This is a genomic window from Methanoculleus sp. UBA208, assembly GCF_002498065.1.
In the GTDB taxonomy this organism is placed as follows: Archaea; Halobacteriota; Methanomicrobia; order Methanomicrobiales; family Methanoculleaceae; genus Methanoculleus.
Window position 1 is genome coordinate 1 of the sequence record NZ_DAFZ01000004.1, and the last position, 15,433, is coordinate 15,433.

Genomic DNA, 15,433 nt, shown 5'->3' on the forward strand with positions numbered 1-15,433 from the left:
ACCGCGAGCTTGCGCGTCAGGTTGCGGTCGTTCCGCAGGAGATCTCGATCGGCTTTGATTATACGGTGCGCGACATCGTCACGATGGGGAGACATCCCTACATAGGAAGGCTTGCTTCCGAGACACCCCGGGATGTGGAGATCTGCGACCATGCTATGCATCTTGCAAACGTCGCGCACCTCGCCGGTATGTCGGTGCACGAAATCAGCGGCGGAGAACGCCAGCGGGTGCTCATAGCGCGGGCGCTCGCGCAGGAGCCGAAGATCCTGCTGCTGGATGAAGCAACTTCAAACCTTGATGTCAGCCACCAGGTCGAGATCCTCAACATCATCAGGGGCCTTACCGGGAAGATCACGGTGGTAAGCGTCTTTCACGACCTGAACCTGGCTGCATACTACTGCGACAGGCTCCTGCTCCTGAAAGACGGGAAGGTCTACACTGCAGGGTCACCCGAAGAGGTCCTGACCTACGAAAACATCCAGGCGATCTTTCAGCTGGAGACCCTCGTCAAACTACACCCGCTGACGGGGAAACCGTATGTTCTGCCGATGTATACGCACCAGTCAAGTGTGGGGACGAACCGCCGGGTGCATGTCGTCTGCGGCGGCGGGACGGGGTCCGACATCCTCCAGCTGCTCCATGCCGCGGGTTTTACGGTCACCTGCGGTATCTTAAACGTCCTGGATACGGATTACGGGACGGCCATGCGCTTAGGTCTTTCCTGCGTTGCAGAACCCCCGTTTCACGGCATCACCCCCGGATCGCTCTCGGACCTCCGGGAGTGCCTGGACGACGCAGACGCCGTCGTCGTTACGGCAATGCCGATCGGCAGGGGGAACCTCGACAACCTCCGGGTGCTACTCGACTACCGGACAACACCTATAATCTTCTACGCAAGAGACCACGGCACCCGGATGGAGGACTATACCGGAGGGGAGGCGGGCGCGGTGCTGACCGAACTGGAGACGCGCGGGGCTCTCCGGGTCGAGGGGGCGGAGGAACTCCTTGCCCGCCTCTCGCGGGACGGCTCCGATAGCGGGTGACCCCCGCGCTCTCGCCCGGAGGGTTAAACCCGGCAAACGCCACGGTGCCGTAACGCACTGTCAATGTGTAAACTGTTATTACCGTAACGCAAGCGTACCTATAGTAATGCGAACCACGCGCCCGATACTCTCCGTTTTGTCGATCATCGCGCTCCTTCTGCTCGCCGGTACGGCAGGCGCGACACCCGCAACGGCGGGTGAGGCCGGACGATGCGTGACGGTGACCGACGATCTCGGAGAGACCGTCGTCATCCGGGGAACACCGCAGCGGATCGTCTCGCTCTCACCCTCGAACACCGAGATCCTGTATGCCCTGGGCCTTGAGGACCGGATCGTCGGCGTCACCGACTACTGTGACTATCCGCCGGCGGCTGCCGACAAACCGAAAGTCGGCGGATACAGCAGCACCAATATCGAGAAGGTGATCGCGGCGGAACCGGACCTGATCTTCGCCTCACGCAACACCGGAGAAGTTGCCGACCGCCTGCGGAACCTCGGGATGACCGTCGTCTCCCTCGACCCGCAGACGGTCGACGGCGTCCTGCGGGACATCGAACTTGTCGGAACGGCGACCGGGCAGGAAGAGCAGGCGTCGGTGTGCATCGAGGAACTCCGGAAGCGCCTCCAGGTAGTGACCGAAAAGGTGGAGAACCTGGCCGAACGGCCATCCGTCGCGCATATCGTCTGGTACGACCCGATCCGGGTCAGCGGCCGGGGCACGTTCCAGGACGAGGTGATCCGGATGGCCGGGGGGACCAACGCATTCGGTGCGGTCGAGGCATGGAGCATCGTCAGCCTTGAAGAGTTCATCACCACGGACCCCGATTACATCCTGGTCAGTTCGGGCACCGGCATGAGCAGGGACGGGTACGATGCCATCTACGATTACATCATGAACGAGCCCCGCCTGCAGGGACTCGATGCGGTCAGGAACGGCCGTGTTTACGTCATTGACTCCGACATCGTCAGCCGTGGGAGCCCGCGGATCGTGGATGCGCTGGAAGAGGTGGCACGAGACCTCCACCCGGACGTCTTCGGGCCAAACGCCCCGAAGGCAACGGAGGCGGTCAAATCGCCAGGTTTCGGCGTGGTCCCGCTCATCTGCGCCCTCTTCACCGTATTTCTGGTCCGGAGGAAGAGGTAGAGCCGGTGCCGTGCAGAATGCGGCAGAACTTTTTTTGAAACGAGGACGCCCACCCCGGCCGCGGCATCCCCTCAGGGGCCGGCGGACCGCCCGATCAGCCGCTCCACCGCCTCTCTGAACTCGCAAAACTGCTTCGAGACCTCCGGCCCGGAGGAGCCCGGGTAGGCGTTTGCCCCCCGCGAGACGATGCTTTTTCCGTCCAGCTCCGTCCGCAGGTGCCAGTAGGTAACGTCGCAGCAGGAGTGGGCGGAGACGTACTCCGGCTCCCACTCCCGGACACCGAGCCGGTCGACAGCCTCCCGGAACCGCGCCCATTCCTCCCCCGTGGGCCACGCCTCCATCACCACACCGGAATAGCCGCCGGCACTCGCCCACTCGTAGAGGAGCCGGCCGTCCGCGAGCCTGACGTAGAGGGACGGGCCGACGCTTCCGCCCAGGTAGAACTCGAACGCCGTTGGAGGTACACCGTCGCACATACCAGGCTATACGATCAGCACGGCCAAATACCCTGCGACCAGAAGGCCCATACAGCAGATCCCGGCGACGTCGGCCCTGCCCGGGGCGAGGTCCCGCATCGGCGTCCTCCTGCCGGAGCGGTACCCCCTCAGATTGATTGTCAGTCCGAGAACCGTGGCCTTCCCGAGAGAGTTCGAGACCAGCGGGATGATGATGGGAAAGAGGCCTCTTATCTTCCCGGCAAGGCCTTTTCCGGGGTTATAGGCACGGGCAAGCTGCGCTTCGTGGATCCGCTTCCCCTCAAGCTGCAGGCTCGGGATGAACCGGAGCGCAATCAGGAACATGAGCGTGTAGTCTACAGGCATCCTGAGACGGTCCATGACGTGGACGAGGTCGCACGGCTGGGTGGATATGACCAGGAGCTGGAACGCAAAGATCATCGCGGCGAAGCGAAGCGACATCGCGAGCGCAAGGTCGATCGCCCCGGCAGTGACGGGGAAAGCCCCGCCGATGACCGGGACCGACGGCGGAACCAGGTAGCAGAGGATATCCCCGCTCCTGATGGTGAGGATGGTGAGGGCGAGCAGGCTCACCGCGAGCGAGATCAGCAGGGGTACCTGGCGAAGGAGGTCGCGGGCGAGCCCCCCTGCTACCGCCGCGGCTACGACCGCACCGGCAAGGAGCGCGAGCATTACGGTATTGCTCGTCAGCACCGCAAGGGCCACGACAACGGCTGCAAAGATCAGTTTGGTGAGCGGGTGGAGGCGGTGAAAGGCGCTCTCCCGGGTGACGTACTGCATAATCTCGGACATGGTTCCTCCTCACAAGTTCTTCCGTCATAGACGATTCTTCCCTGCTCCATCCTGACGATACGATCCGCATACTCCTCTCCGAGGAGCATATCGTGCGTCACCATGACGATCGCATGCCCGTCCTGCCGCAGGCGGCCGAGAATCTCCATGACCCTTCCCGACTCGCGGGCATCGAGCCCGGTCGTAGGTTCGTCGAGCACGATCACGTTCGGTTTCATGGCGATAACGCAGGCGATGGCCAGGCGTTGCCGCTCGCCCCGCGAGAGCGAACGCGGGTAGGCCGCCTTCCGGTGAAGGAGGCCGACCTCGCGAAGGGCCGCGTCGACCGGCTGCCCCGTGTCGCCGGAACCGATGTTTTTCAGGCCGAATGCCACTTCGTCCTCCACGGTCTCTGCAAACAGCATGGTATCCGGGTTCTGGAATACGAGCCCCACGTGGCGCGCGAGCTCCGCTATCGGGACGGTCGCGGCGTCGAGCCCATCGACGGTGACGGTGCCTTCGGTGGGGCGGAGCAGTCCGTTGAAGTGCTTGACGAGCGTCGTCTTCCCGGATCCGTTCTCCCCGACCACGGCCACGATCTCGCCGGGAGCAACCTCGAGGTCGAGACCTCCGACGGCCGCAACGCCGTCGTAGCGGTGGACAAGCCCCCGGACCGATATGACGGGTGGCGCCTCGCTTCGCGGGGCTGCCGCCGGTGCGGGCGGATGAGCGCCGCCGCCCGCCGGGTGCCCGGGGAGGCCGTCCTGCAGCATCTGCGCCGGGGACCCCTCCGCAACGATCGCTCCGTCCTCGACGACGACCATCCTGTCCGCGATGGCGGCGAGCTCGCCGAGTTTCTGCTCGACGATGAGCACGGTCGTACCTTCGTCCGAAAGCCGGCGCAGGAGGGTGGATACCGCGTGGGTCGCCTCCGTATCCAGCTCGGCGGTAGGTTCGTCGAGGATCAGGATCTCCGTTCCAAGAGCAAGGGTTGCGGCGATGGCGACCCGCTGCTTCTGTCCCCCGGAGAGGGTGTGCGGGGCCCGGTCCGCAAGGTCGGCGATCCCGGTCGCCTCCATCACCCGGCGGTGCCTCTGCCGCATCTCTTCATGGGAGATCCCGAGATTCTCAAGCCCCGAGGCCACCTCCTCCTCGACGGTCGTGAAGATGAGCTGGGCGTCGGCATCATCGAAGACCACGCCGACGTGCCTCCCGATCTCGGCCATGCTCCGGTAGTCCCGGACGCTTTTGCCGAGGACGGCGATCTCGCCCTCGAGCGTGCCGCCGTATTCGTGGTGGAGGATGCCGGACGCCGCAAGGCAGAGGGTCGTCTTCCCGGCCCCGGTAGGGCCGGTGACGAAGACGATCTCCCCCCTCCCGAGAGCAAGGTCGATCCCGTCGAGTGCCGGCGTCCCGGACCCGGGGTAGGTGTAGGAGACGCCCTCGAGAGAGAGGGCGGTCTTACGACTCATCCGCCGGCCTCACTTCCCGTGCCGGTGCCTTCTCTCGGGTCCCCCGCATCAGCGCCCGTGATGCCGGCACCTCGAGCGCCTGCGCGACGACGGCGTTGACCGCCGCCGTAATCAGGACGATCGGCACGGTGACCGCGAGGAACGCCTCGAGGGTCCCGAACCTGCCGAGGACGGTCGGGGCCACGGCGATGATGGCGATGAGGATGAAGGAGAACCCGCTCGCGAATGTGGCCAGAAGCGTCGTCATCGCCGGGGCGAGAACGAACCGGTCTCTCAGCACCAGGTAGGTCGCAAGACAGACGACCGCACCGATGGGTTCGCTGACGAGGTTTGCGGGCGGGAAGATCGAGTGGCTGAGAAGGGCACAGACGACGCCGGCCACAACGCCGATCCCGAGCGCCTCACGGAACGTGGGCACGATGAGGATGATGGCGAGGCTGTAGAAGGCAATCACAAGGTTCGATACGATGGGGCCGGGGATCAGGAGGGACATGTACCTGATGATGGCCCCTATGGCAAGGAGTATGCCGACGATTGCAATATCTCTCGATTTCATGGTATCGGTTAGTATGGGATTCAACAAACGATCGGATAGGATATATGCGGCGATCAGTGCTGACGCCAGCGTGGCTGAGAACGTGGCCGGACGGGTCCTCCAGGGGCATTCCCGGGGGCGGCGGACGGGGCGGAAGGCCCCGGTAACATGCTGCACATTGTTGTACAAAATAGTGCACTCGTGAATATATATTTTCCGGGAGAGTGCTCCCGGAAAGGTTACCTCCGCAAGAGCAGGAGCGCCGCAGCAAGCACCGCACCGGCCGTCGTGAGGACGGCGGCGGCAGGAGCCGCTGTCGTCGGCGTAACCGGAGGTGTGGCCGTCGGTGTGGCCGGGGTCTCCGGTTCCGTCGGTGCCGCGGTGGTCACAGCAGCGGTCGGCGTCGCAGGGGTTCCCGGGGGTCTCCCGAGGGTGACGGGAATTGCCGTGTAGGCGTGGCCGGAGAGGTCCGACCGGTCGACGGGTGCTTCCACGGCGTAAACGGTGTAGGTCCCGGGATCGAGCCCGGCTTCACCCGTCCTCCAGCGGTAGGTCCAGCGGTCGTCGGCACCGACCGTCGCCGTCGTGAAACTCTCCGGGTCCCCGGACAGGACGGGTGTCTGCGGGTCTTCGAGCCGCCCGCCGTTGACGGGGAGGTTCGGGCCGGTCACGAAGAGATAGACGGTGTCGCTCCCCGTGCTCGTCCCTCCGAGCGTCACCTCGCTCCCCGGGTACACCGTGACGGCAGAAGCGGCCGGAGCAATGACGAGCGCGAAGACGCACGCGAATATCAGGGTTCGATCAGGCATACGGTTCACCGTCCCCGGGTCAACCCGGGAGATGATGAACCTGATCCCGTCACAGCGGGACGGCACGCCTGCCGCCGGCATACGCCTCCACGAGCAGCCGGGTGCTCGCCTTCGCCTCTTCGGCGCCGGGAACGGGGCGCACTCCGTCGAGGGCGGCAACGATCGCTCCGACGGCTTTTGCATGCGACCGGCCGTAACCCCCTTCGAGCACGAGGGCGAGAGCCGCAGGACCCGCGTCCGCCAGCATCCCGGTCAGGACTCCGAAATCTTCGGGCTGAAGCTGCATCAAGCCGAGCGGATCGTCAAATAGCGTATCCTGGCCTGCCGAGACCACCACGAGGTCCGGCCTGAACCGCCGGAGCGCCGGGATGAAGACCTCCTCAAAGACCAGGGCATAATCGGCACCGGTCGAGCCTGCGGCAAGCGGGGCGTTGACGGTATACCCGAAGCCCGGGCCGGCTCCCCGCTCCTCCGGCCAGCCGGTCCCGGGAAAGATCCCCGCCAGGTGGACCGAGCAGTAGAGCACCCGGTCCGAGGTGTAGAACGTCGCCTGCGTTCCGTTACCGTGGTGCAGGTCCCAGTCCACGATCGCCACCCGGTCGACCTCGCCAAGCGCCCGGGCCACCGCAACGGCAACGTTGTTGAAGAGACAGAACCCCATGGCCCGGTCCGGCGCGGCGTGGTGCCCCGGAGGACGGACCAGGGCGAAACAGTGCTCGCCGTCGAGCGCCCGCTCCACCGCCTGCCATGCGGCCCCCGCCGCGTACAGGGCCGCATCAAACGACTGCCGGGTGACGTAGGTATCGGGGTCGAGGTAGCAGGCCCGGCCGGGGGGGCACTCGCTGCAGAATGAGCGGATTACCTCGATGTGCCGGTTCGTGTGCACCCGCGCCAGGTCTTTTAGTGTTGCCCGTTCGGGAGCAAGGCGGCGGGCGTCGGGCGGCACCCCGGCGAGGGCGGCCTCGAGGCGTGCCTGCGACTCGGGGTGGCCGCGATGGTCGTGGGCCGAAAAGACATCTCCCGTCACGACCGAGTACGGCATTGTGATCGTTGGTGGGTTGGCGGCGCGGGATATGAATCTTCTCTGCCGGACAGGGAGCAGGTCCACCGGCAGAAAGTATTTGAAGAGCGAGATGAAATCATCGACTGAGAAGACGGAACCCGGGGCGCTTACAGGAAAAGAGAGGCGCCGCCGGGGAGCAGAACGATACCGCACACAAATTGGAGGAGTAACATGCCAAGAGTATCGAACATCGATATTTTACGAAAAAGGGAGCAACCCACCTTATCGATCCGCACCAGAACAAAAGTCGAAGATTTACCCGTGCTGATTGGTGAAAGTTACGGCAAAATGGCTGCTTATCTGAAGGAGCTGGGGGAATTTCTATCGGACATGCCGTACGTGGCCTATCACAACATGGACATGCAGAATCTTGATGTGGAGATGGGGTTTCCCGTACCGAAGGCATTGCCGGGAAAGGGGGATATTCAATCGGGCTCCATGCCGGAAGGCAACGTCGTCTTTTGCATATATCGCGGTCCATATAGAGAGATGGCGTCGACGTACAATGAGATGGCAAACTGGATAGAGAAAAACGGGCTCAAGCCTGTCGGCACCGTTTACGAATATTATTACAACGGGCCCGAGTATCCGGAGAGCGAACTGTTGACCATGATTGTTATGCCGATAACATAGGCATCCCGTTATAGACATTTTATATCGCCAGAGAACCTGCATGCGTTTTCGGAACCCGGATCGAATCTCCCGGCCCGCTCCCCCCTCATCGCCCATCAACAGGGTGCGAATTTATACGAGCGGATGGTAATAGGGGTACATGCCCCCGCCCGGCGCGATCTCCCCCTCGTACATCTATGCCTGCACCCGGTTCCGGGTCCGGAGGACCACACTCCTTCCCCGTGAAGATTACCTGCGGATCATGGGGATGAGCATACCGGAGATCGTCACCTACCTTGGCCGGCGGGACTATTACGGGCAGGAGATTGTGGATCTCGCGCACGACTTCGCCGGCGCCCAGCTCATCGAAGAGGCGGTAAACCGCAACCTGGCGCAGTCGTTCCGGCATGCCATGGCGATTGCTCCAGGGGACCTGCGGACCCTGACCGGAGAATACCTCAACCGGTGGGACATCGCGAACGTCATGGCGATCCTGCGGGGCACGGTCCACGACGTACCCCGGCGGCAGGTCCGCGACCTCCTCATCCCGGCGGGCGAGATCGACGGCGCGCTCCTCACCCGCCTCCTCGACTTCACGACCTGCGAGGAGATCCTCGAGGCCCTCTAGGATTGGCGGCTCTACCCGATCCTTGCGGAATACTACCGGATCTGCAGGGAGCAGGGAGCCTTTGCCCGGATCGAGAACGAGCTCTACCGGCAATACTATGCCGGATTGCTCGACCTCGGCGCATCCGGGTGCAGCGGATGTCAGGAACTGAACGCCTATCTCCGGTTCGAGATCGATATCACCAACATGAGGAACCTCCTCCGGCTCCACTGCGCAGAAGAAGCATGCGATGTCAGGGCCATCGACCAGACCATGATCCCGGGCGGCCGTATCCCCATCGACCTCTTCCGGCGGCTCTACGGCATCGAGACGGAGGGAGAGTTCGTCAGTGCCTTCCTCGCGACCGATATCGCCCCGGTCCTCGCCCAGGCGGTGCGCGAACTCCGGCAGGACCCGAACTTTTCAAGCTTCGACGCCGCAGAACTGATCTGGCAGCGGTGGCACCAGCGCAGGCGGCCCGTTCACGAGATCGAGAGGGCGGTCACGCGCATCAGGCTCCACCAGCTGGAATCTCTCTCCCGGCGCCACCCGTTCTCGGTCCTCCCGGTGCTTGCGTATCTTGAGCGGAAGAAGTACGAGATCGCGAACCTGCGGGCAATCGCACGGGGGAAAGCATTCGGTCTGCCGTCCGAGCGGATATGGCAGTACATCGTCCTGTAGGAGGGATAGCATGCCTGTCGACGACATCAAACCAACCCGATCCGGTCTCCTGCTCGTCAAGCGGCGGATGGCGCTCGCAGAGAGGATACACCGTCTCCTTAAGATGAAACTGGACGGCATGATGCTGGAACTGGTCAAACTCACCGAGCAGACCGCCCGAGAGCGCAGGATGCTCGAAGAGCAATACAGCCGGGCACGGGAGATGGTGGCGGTCGCCGCCATGATGGAGGGAGCTACGGGGGTGCTCCTTGCAGCACTCTCAGTGGAGACTTCCCCCGCCTACACGGCCGGACACAGGAACGTTTTCGGGGTGCGGCTCCCGGAACTCGAACCGGTGATGGTGAAGAAGACACTCGATCAACGGGGTTACGGTATCCTCGGGACGTCGTCGGTCATCGATGACGCCGCCGACGCCTACGAGGACCTTCTCGAGGCGATAATCGCAAGCGCCGAACTCGAAGGAGGAGTCAAGCGGCTGCTCGACGATATCGAACGGACCCGCCGGAGAGTGAACGCGCTGGAGTTCAAGATCATCCCGGATCTTGAGGAAACACGCCGGTTCATCGAGGATCGGCGCGACGAGATGGAGCGGCAGGAATGGACACGGCTCCGCCGCATCAAAAAGATAAAGGCAAAAAGGGGCACCGGGCTTTGACAGACAATGTCATCCCCCATCCGGGCTCGGGTGGAGGTCGTTGCTTCGGGGTCGCGGTGTGACGCGAGCAGAAGTCTGTCGCGTCTCATAGTCTCTTCCCCGACCTTCGCTTCACAGGTTGCCACATGGCAGCCCCCACCCCGCCCGCGCTTCGCGCTCCTCCTCCGCACCTGACGGTGCTCAAACTCCTGCCCTACGGCCCGTCGCACCCCACACCACGGGGCGGGGGCAGTCATGGCGATAGCCAGTGGGAAGCCGTGTCTTGGGAGCGTTTTGGGATCCAATTCTTTTTCGAGATCTTCCCATGCAGCGGACCGTGGGAGCTGCGCACCTTCGGTGCTCGTGCTCCCCCCTCCCCTGTCTCTGTCGCGTAAGAGGGCGGCCTGTTGTCACTCCCGGCCATCGTGCAGGATAAGCCCCGTGGCCGGGAATTGATCGGTATGCTTCCACCCGGTCATGCAGCTGGATCCTGTACTCGTCGCGGCATCGAGCGGGGGAACGAACGTGAACGCAGTCAAGGCCCCGGGGCTCCCGCGGCACCACGCGCGGCAACAGCCGGATAAAAAAAGGTGAAGTGCTCCTAACGAGCGCCTTCACGCTGCTGTCGAAGGCACGCGATCGCGGTATCCACAATCGCGCCGAGAGCGTCCACCCCGAAGGTATCGGACGAGAGGACGATATCGTACGCCGAAAGATCGTCGATCTCGATACCGTAGTAGTTCCGGTAGCGGGTGGCTTCCGAGCGCTGCCGGTTCTCGGTGTAGACCCGGGCCTCTTCTTCATCCATCCCGTCACGGCCTGCAATCCGCTTTGCCCGGCATGAGAGCGGCGCGGAGAGCCAGATCCGGAGATCGGCGTTCCCGATCATCCGGCCCGAGAGCCTGCCCTCGATGATGATGTCTTCGGCGCCCTCGCCGATCTCTTTTTGGCGGGCATCGATCATCCGGTCGACCGAGGGATCGTTCTCCGCGAACTTTCCGAACTCGGCGAGATCCATGCCGTGCTCCCGGGCGAGCTGGCGAAAGACCTCTCCCGCGGAGATGAGGTCGAGCCCGTACTTCCCCGCGAGATACCGGGCGAGCGATGTGGTGCCGCTTCCCGGCGGGCCGCTGACGGTGATACGCATCAGAGCCCCCCGATGTTGAGGGCCTTTCTGATCACCTGGCTGATGGTCAGCGAGCAGAGCATGTACCAGAGGATCCACGCAGGGACTATCCAGAACGCAAAGCCCGAGAGGGTGACGGCCCCGAGGAAGGGCATCACGATGCCGTTTGCAAAGGTGGTCTGCGCGCCGACCTCCGGAAGCCGCAGGAGGAGCCAGAAGAAGATCGGCACGGACAGCACGAGGATGATCGCCATCGGGGTAAACTGCTGCCGGGAGATGTCGAGCTGGTCCTGCATCATCCGTTCCTGCTTCCCCTGGAGCTTCTTGACCCGCTTTTCATCCCCGGATAGCTGGGCCTCCCGGAACTCCTTCTGGAAGACCTTCATCTTCGCCTGCGTCTCCTGCATCTTCTCGTAATCGATGGTGTACTTCTGGACGAGCGACGAGTACAGGCCCGTCGTGCCGGAGAGAATCATGATCATGACGAAAAACGGCACGCCGAGAGTATCGATGAACGGGCCCAGCACAACATTCATCGCCGAACCGACCGTCACCCGTATCCACTCGACGCTGTACGAGAGCATCACGAGCATGGTGAAGAGGAGGGCGATCGTCGGGCCGTGCTTCTTCAGGTCTACCATGTCGGGTTACCTCAGCACACTCACCAGGTCGTCGATGCCCTGTTCGAGCAGGAAGTTTTCGTTCCGGACGATCTTGATGGTGCAGCCGGTGTACATCGCATACGCCGCGCTCACCGCGCGGTTGAACTCCTGGTGCTCGGCAATTGCACGCGACCCTTCCATGTCGCGGGTTCTCGACTCGTCACCGAGCCGGCGCATCAGGATCTGGTCCGGGTCGGTCTCCACCAGCACGACGATATCGGGCATCAGTTCCCGGAGCACCCATTCGGGCAGCCCCGCAAGGAATCCCGTCGGGGTCTTGACGCTGCTGTGGGTATCGACGATGATATTCATATCGCCGCTCATGGCGGCGATCCCCGAGGCAGCCGCCTGCTGGAGGCGTTTCTGGACATCTTTTCCGAGCTTGCGCATTTCATCGCGATCCGAGACCAGGTTCTCCTTCACGGCTACATCGAACATGAACGTGCCGAAGTTGACGGCCTCGTAGGAAACGCCCTCGGCCGCCAGTCTCTCCATCGCACCGTTGATGACGGTGGTCTTCCCGACGCCGGGGACCCCCGTTACGACGACTTTCTTGCCCAACTTTATCACTCCATTTAGAATATAGTTCAGTATAAAATAAATCCGCGTCTGAAAAGTAAGTCCTTTCGGAATCACTTCGGGCTGAACGATCGCGAGGATCGTCCGGGTGGAAAAACGGATGTTGTGCGGTTTTTGGGAAAAGGGAGTCGGATGGGCTCACTCCCGGGAGGAGAGTGGGCCTCCGGACTTATTCTTAGTCGAAAAAGGTGCTGACGCACCTTTTTCTCCAAGAATGACTCCTCCAGCGCTGCCCGAAGGGCAGCGCTTCCGGACTCATTCTTTCCCAAAGAACCCGCGCATGAAGGGGTACATCTCCATGATCTGCTGGCTTGCGACCTCCTCGTAGAGGCGGTAGGTGATACTCACCGCAAGCAGCAGTCCCGTTCCTCCGACCGCACCGATCACACCGAACAGGTTCGCGACGACCGAGAGAAGGCCGATGAACACACCGCCGATGACGGTGATCCGCGGGATGTAGCGGTCGAGGTACCTCTCGAGCACCTGTTCGTTCCGCCGGTATCCGGGGATATGCATCCCGCTCCTCTGGATCTGCCGGGCCACGTCCTTCGAGTCGAGGCCGGCGGTCTTGACCCAGAAGAGCGCGAAGATCGCGCCCCCGACCACCATGACGGTGATATCGATGCCCATACGCAGCATGATCTCCCAGGGGGCGTGCCCGAGGTCGGAGAGCCACCACATCCAGTCCTCCGGCTGGTTGATGGGAGCGATATACCACATCAGGCCGTTGATCGGCTGTTGCCCCTGGAACGTGCCGAGGATCGTTATCCCGGCGTTCGAGAGGAACATTCCGATCATCTGGATGTTCGCCTGCAGCACCCGGACCAGGATCATCGGCAGAACGCTCGCGTAGATGAGCTTCACCGGGAACCGCGCGCGGGCCCCGCGGACGGCGGTATGCGCGAGCGGGATCTCGATACGGGTCGACTCCACGTAGACGATGACCATGAAGATGGCGATCGTCGTGACGAGGGCGAGCAAGTCCGTGCCGAAATACTCGAGGAAACTTGCCCCTGAAGTCCCTATGGCGAACAGCCGCGGGAAGAACCCGATCGGGAAGGGATCGGTGCCCGTCTGCCAGTTCAGGAAGCCGTTCACGAGACCCTGCGAGACTCCCGCGACGATGAAGAGCCCCACGCCAGAACCCACGCCCCACTTGGTGACGACTTCGTCCATCAGCACCACTAAGAGGCCGCCGATGCAGAGCTGGAGGAAGATCAGAAGCGAGACCGTGAGCGTACTGCCGCCGAAGAACTGCATCGCCACCGACGGGTCGGGCATCATCAGTCTGCTCGCGACCATGGGGAACGCTTCGACGATGATCATCACGAAGATGAGCAGCTTCTGCAGGCCCATATACATGACCTGCCCGCGTGCTTCGCTGGTATCGATCTGCAGGAGTCCGGCACCCTTGAGCAGCTGCAGCACGATCGACGCGGTGACGATCGGCCCGATACCGAGATGCAGGAGCGAACCGCTTGCACCGGCAAGCAGGGCACGATATATTCCGAAAATATCCTGTGACTCCGGAGAGAGCCCAAAGATATTGATGTTGGTCAATGAGAAGTAGAGAAGCAGAATCGCAAGCGTCCACATCAGTTTGTTCTTGAAGTGGACATGCCCCTCAGGACTTCTGACTGCAGGCATCGCTGCAAGGATGGGTTCAAATCTATCCAGCAGATCTCCCATGGTTTCACCTTAAAAGAAGATCAGACGGTCGTTGCCTGACCGCCCATCTCCTCAATCTTTGCCCGGGCCCGTTCCGAAAATCCGGCCGCGGAGATACTCAGTTTGTGGGTGACCTTTCCGCCACCAAGTACCTTCTCGATGCCGATCTCGGCAGCATCAAGGGTAATAAGGTCTCCTTCCTGGCTCGCAAGCCCTTCACGAAGCAGTGCTTCGGCCATCTGGTCGATCTCCCCTACGTCAAGAGCGGATACCGGCACGGATGTCTTGTTGACAAATCCGTGCTTGCCGTTGGATATCTCACCCTTCAGGTAGAAGTGGGAGAAGCGGTGATCGCGCTGCCCGGCTCTACCTCGTCCACCCCTGTTGCCGGCGCCACGCCGGTTCTTGTGCGTGCCGCCGCCACAGGTCCGTGAACCCCTGTATTTGGATCTCTTGTTTACGGGCATCAATCTCACCTCATCTTGTAGAGGAGATCGTTGATCTGGGGGCCATAGTAGCCGAGAGCTCCACCCTGCTGAAAGGTTCGCTTGATGGTTTTATAGCCCTTTCGTGGTGGGTGCAGTCTCAGCACCGGCTTGATCTCAACCAGATCGCGGAAACTGGTCTCACCGTTGCAGAGCGCTGCCGCGAATTCGTCGATGCTGGCATACGGGGTATGCGCACGGACGTAATCGTCGGTCAGCTTCTCGTCGCCGGTCAGTCTCCCCCGGGTGCGCAGGAGGGTGGCCAGGGTCTCCCGGTCCACCTCGCCGTACGCCACGAAGTCCTTCACCTTGCGGATCATGCCCAGATACGCGGGCGTATCGGGCACCAGGACGCAGTGGTTGACATGGTGCAGGCGGAGCATCTTCAGGGTGTCCTTGATCTCGCGGTTGGTCTTGACCACGCCGCGCACCTGTACTACCGCGTACATCACTCCGTCCCTCCAATCCTGACGACATTCGTCTGCTTGAGCGCTTCAAACGTCGCCTTCGCGTAGTTGATGGTCGTCCGGGTCTGTCCCCGGTTGAAGGCCCAGACGTCCTTGATGCCTGCAAGCGTCAGGACCTTCTTCGGGATATCCCCGGTCACGAGGCCGATACCCTGCGGGGCGGGCTTCAGCGTCACCCGGACGCTGCCTGCCTTCCCGGTCACTTCGATCGGGATCGAGTGCCCGGTGTCGCAACCACACTCCCAGCTCCCGCATCCCCGGGAAACCTTGATGAGGTTCAGTTTTGCGTTTACGATTGCTTTCTGGATCGCGTTGCCGACTTGGACGTCCTTCCCCTGGCCGAACCCGACGTAGCCGTTCCTGTTGCCGACCACCACGACGGTGCGGAACTTCACACGGCGACCCGAGTCCGTCATCCGCTGGACCATGTTGATGTCCAGCACCTCGTCCTCCAGGTCGGGCAGGAGGAGATCGACGATCTGAGGCTCCTTGATCGGCCTGCCGCTCGCGAGCACCTCATCGATACTGGTGATCTCGCCTGCGGCGACCATGCGCCCGAGACCGGTGAGCGGAATCCATTCTTCCTGTACGTATGCCAT

The 15,433-nt window shown here is 62.5% G+C and carries 17 protein-coding genes and 1 pseudogene; 5 read left to right on the forward strand and 13 right to left on the reverse strand.

What is annotated here, in order from left to right; translation table 11 throughout:
• Nucleotides 1-1,043 (forward strand): ABC transporter ATP-binding protein (locus BRA62_RS00110; protein ID WP_292363997.1); only part of this gene is annotated, 1,043 nt, incomplete at its 5' end.
• A gap of 106 nt (nucleotides 1,044-1,149) precedes the next feature.
• Nucleotides 1,150-2,187, forward strand: coding sequence for an ABC transporter substrate-binding protein (locus BRA62_RS00115; RefSeq protein ID WP_292363998.1), 1,038 nt, complete (start codon nucleotides 1,150-1,152; stop codon nucleotides 2,185-2,187).
• Between the two features lie 71 nt (nucleotides 2,188-2,258).
• Here the strand turns inward: BRA62_RS00115 and BRA62_RS00120 are convergent, their stop codons facing one another.
• The 6 genes from BRA62_RS00120 to BRA62_RS00145 all read right to left on the reverse strand — a co-directional run bounded on the left by BRA62_RS00120 (nucleotide 2,259) and on the right by BRA62_RS00145 (nucleotide 7,292).
• Entirely contained in the window at nucleotides 2,259-2,663 is a 405-nt protein-coding gene (locus BRA62_RS00120) for a hypothetical protein (RefSeq protein ID WP_292363999.1), read from the reverse strand.
• 6 nt (nucleotides 2,664-2,669) lie between these two features.
• Nucleotides 2,670-3,455, reverse strand: a complete 786-nt coding sequence (locus tag BRA62_RS00125) for an energy-coupling factor transporter transmembrane component T family protein (protein ID WP_292364000.1) — start codon at nucleotides 3,453-3,455, stop codon at nucleotides 2,670-2,672.
• The gene (locus tag BRA62_RS00130) at nucleotides 3,386-4,906 is read right to left on the reverse strand and encodes an ABC transporter ATP-binding protein (protein ID WP_292364001.1); all 1,521 of its coding nucleotides are present in this window, start codon (nucleotides 4,904-4,906) and stop codon (nucleotides 3,386-3,388) included. The genes BRA62_RS00125 and BRA62_RS00130 overlap by 70 nt, the downstream gene beginning before the upstream one ends.
• Nucleotides 4,896-5,462: a hypothetical protein gene (locus BRA62_RS00135; RefSeq protein WP_292364002.1), complete on the reverse strand. Its 567-nt coding sequence runs from the start codon at nucleotides 5,460-5,462 to the stop codon at nucleotides 4,896-4,898. The genes BRA62_RS00130 and BRA62_RS00135 overlap by 11 nt, the downstream gene beginning before the upstream one ends.
• 218 nt (nucleotides 5,463-5,680) lie before the next feature.
• The gene (locus BRA62_RS00140) at nucleotides 5,681-6,331 is read right to left on the reverse strand and encodes a hypothetical protein (protein WP_292364003.1); all 651 of its coding nucleotides are present in this window, start codon (nucleotides 6,329-6,331) and stop codon (nucleotides 5,681-5,683) included.
• Complete coding sequence (locus BRA62_RS00145) at nucleotides 6,300-7,292, reverse strand: histone deacetylase family protein (RefSeq protein WP_292364004.1); 993 nt, start codon at nucleotides 7,290-7,292, stop codon at nucleotides 6,300-6,302. Before BRA62_RS00145 ends, BRA62_RS00140 begins: the two co-directional genes overlap by 32 nt.
• Nucleotides 7,293-7,484: 192 nt before the next feature.
• Between BRA62_RS00145 and BRA62_RS00150 the strand changes: the two genes are divergently transcribed.
• The 3 genes and pseudogenes from BRA62_RS00150 (at nucleotide 7,485) to BRA62_RS00160 (ending at nucleotide 9,868) form a co-directional block, all read left to right on the forward strand.
• Nucleotides 7,485-7,946 (forward strand): GyrI-like domain-containing protein, encoded by a 462-nt coding sequence (locus BRA62_RS00150; protein WP_292364005.1) that lies wholly within the window; start codon nucleotides 7,485-7,487, stop codon nucleotides 7,944-7,946.
• Nucleotides 7,947-8,085: 139 nt separating this feature from the next.
• Nucleotides 8,086-9,213, forward strand: a pseudogene (locus BRA62_RS00155) (V-type ATP synthase subunit C).
• Nucleotides 9,214-9,223: 10 nt separating this feature from the next.
• Entirely contained in the window at nucleotides 9,224-9,868 is a 645-nt protein-coding gene (locus tag BRA62_RS00160; RefSeq protein ID WP_292364006.1) for a V-type ATP synthase subunit D, read from the forward strand.
• A gap of 580 nt (nucleotides 9,869-10,448) precedes the next feature.
• Here BRA62_RS00160 and cmk read toward each other — a convergent pair.
• The 7 genes from cmk to BRA62_RS00195 form a co-directional block, all read right to left on the reverse strand.
• Nucleotides 10,449-10,994 carry a (d)CMP kinase gene (cmk, locus tag BRA62_RS00165; RefSeq protein ID WP_292364007.1) on the reverse strand — a complete coding sequence of 182 codons (546 nt, stop codon included), beginning with the start codon at nucleotides 10,992-10,994 and terminating at the stop codon, nucleotides 10,449-10,451.
• A complete protein-coding gene (locus BRA62_RS00170) occupies nucleotides 10,994-11,614 on the reverse strand; it encodes a DUF106 domain-containing protein (RefSeq protein ID WP_292364008.1) in 621 nt (206 codons plus the stop codon). The genes cmk and BRA62_RS00170 overlap by 1 nt, the downstream gene beginning before the upstream one ends.
• A gap of 6 nt (nucleotides 11,615-11,620) precedes the next feature.
• Nucleotides 11,621-12,196, reverse strand: coding sequence for an adenylate kinase (locus tag BRA62_RS00175; RefSeq protein WP_292364041.1), 576 nt, complete (start codon nucleotides 12,194-12,196; stop codon nucleotides 11,621-11,623).
• A 273-nt stretch (nucleotides 12,197-12,469) separates the two neighbouring features.
• A complete protein-coding gene (gene secY / locus BRA62_RS00180; protein ID WP_292364009.1) occupies nucleotides 12,470-13,903 on the reverse strand; it encodes a preprotein translocase subunit SecY in 1,434 nt (477 codons plus the stop codon).
• 20 nt (nucleotides 13,904-13,923) lie between these two features.
• Nucleotides 13,924-14,349 (reverse strand): uL15m family ribosomal protein, encoded by a 426-nt coding sequence (locus BRA62_RS00185; protein ID WP_292364010.1) that lies wholly within the window; start codon nucleotides 14,347-14,349, stop codon nucleotides 13,924-13,926.
• A gap of 5 nt (nucleotides 14,350-14,354) precedes the next feature.
• Nucleotides 14,355-14,816: a 50S ribosomal protein L30 gene (locus BRA62_RS00190; RefSeq protein WP_292364011.1), complete on the reverse strand. Its 462-nt coding sequence runs from the start codon at nucleotides 14,814-14,816 to the stop codon at nucleotides 14,355-14,357.
• Nucleotides 14,816-15,433, reverse strand: coding sequence for a 30S ribosomal protein S5 (locus tag BRA62_RS00195; protein ID WP_292364012.1), 618 nt, complete (start codon nucleotides 15,431-15,433; stop codon nucleotides 14,816-14,818). The genes BRA62_RS00190 and BRA62_RS00195 overlap by 1 nt, the downstream gene beginning before the upstream one ends.

Bases quoted from the DNA above. Each gene is read 5' to 3' on its own strand.
- BRA62_RS00115 (WP_292363998.1), top strand. From the start codon at position 1,150: ATGCGAACCACGCGCCCGATACTCTCCGTTTTGTCGATCATCGCGCTC.
- BRA62_RS00120 (WP_292363999.1), bottom strand. From the start codon at position 2,663: ATGTGCGACGGTGTACCTCCAACGGCGTTCGAGTTCTACCTGGGCGGA.
- BRA62_RS00125 (WP_292364000.1), bottom strand. From the start codon at position 3,455: ATGTCCGAGATTATGCAGTACGTCACCCGGGAGAGCGCCTTTCACCGC.
- BRA62_RS00130 (WP_292364001.1), bottom strand. From the start codon at position 4,906: ATGAGTCGTAAGACCGCCCTCTCTCTCGAGGGCGTCTCCTACACCTAC.
- BRA62_RS00135 (WP_292364002.1), bottom strand. From the start codon at position 5,462: ATGAAATCGAGAGATATTGCAATCGTCGGCATACTCCTTGCCATAGGG.
- BRA62_RS00140 (WP_292364003.1), bottom strand. From the start codon at position 6,331: ATGCCGGCGGCAGGCGTGCCGTCCCGCTGTGACGGGATCAGGTTCATC.
- BRA62_RS00145 (WP_292364004.1), bottom strand. From the start codon at position 7,292: ATGCCGTACTCGGTCGTGACGGGAGATGTCTTTTCGGCCCACGACCAT.
- BRA62_RS00150 (WP_292364005.1), top strand. From the start codon at position 7,485: ATGCCAAGAGTATCGAACATCGATATTTTACGAAAAAGGGAGCAACCC.
- BRA62_RS00160 (WP_292364006.1), top strand. From the start codon at position 9,224: ATGCCTGTCGACGACATCAAACCAACCCGATCCGGTCTCCTGCTCGTC.
- cmk (WP_292364007.1), bottom strand. From the start codon at position 10,994: ATGCGTATCACCGTCAGCGGCCCGCCGGGAAGCGGCACCACATCGCTC.
- BRA62_RS00170 (WP_292364008.1), bottom strand. From the start codon at position 11,614: ATGGTAGACCTGAAGAAGCACGGCCCGACGATCGCCCTCCTCTTCACC.
- secY (WP_292364009.1), bottom strand. From the start codon at position 13,903: ATGGGAGATCTGCTGGATAGATTTGAACCCATCCTTGCAGCGATGCCT.
- BRA62_RS00185 (WP_292364010.1), bottom strand. From the start codon at position 14,349: ATGCCCGTAAACAAGAGATCCAAATACAGGGGTTCACGGACCTGTGGC.
- BRA62_RS00190 (WP_292364011.1), bottom strand. From the start codon at position 14,816: ATGTACGCGGTAGTACAGGTGCGCGGCGTGGTCAAGACCAACCGCGAG.
- BRA62_RS00195 (WP_292364012.1), bottom strand. From the start codon at position 15,433: ATGGCATACGTACAGGAAGAATGGATTCCGCTCACCGGTCTCGGGCGC.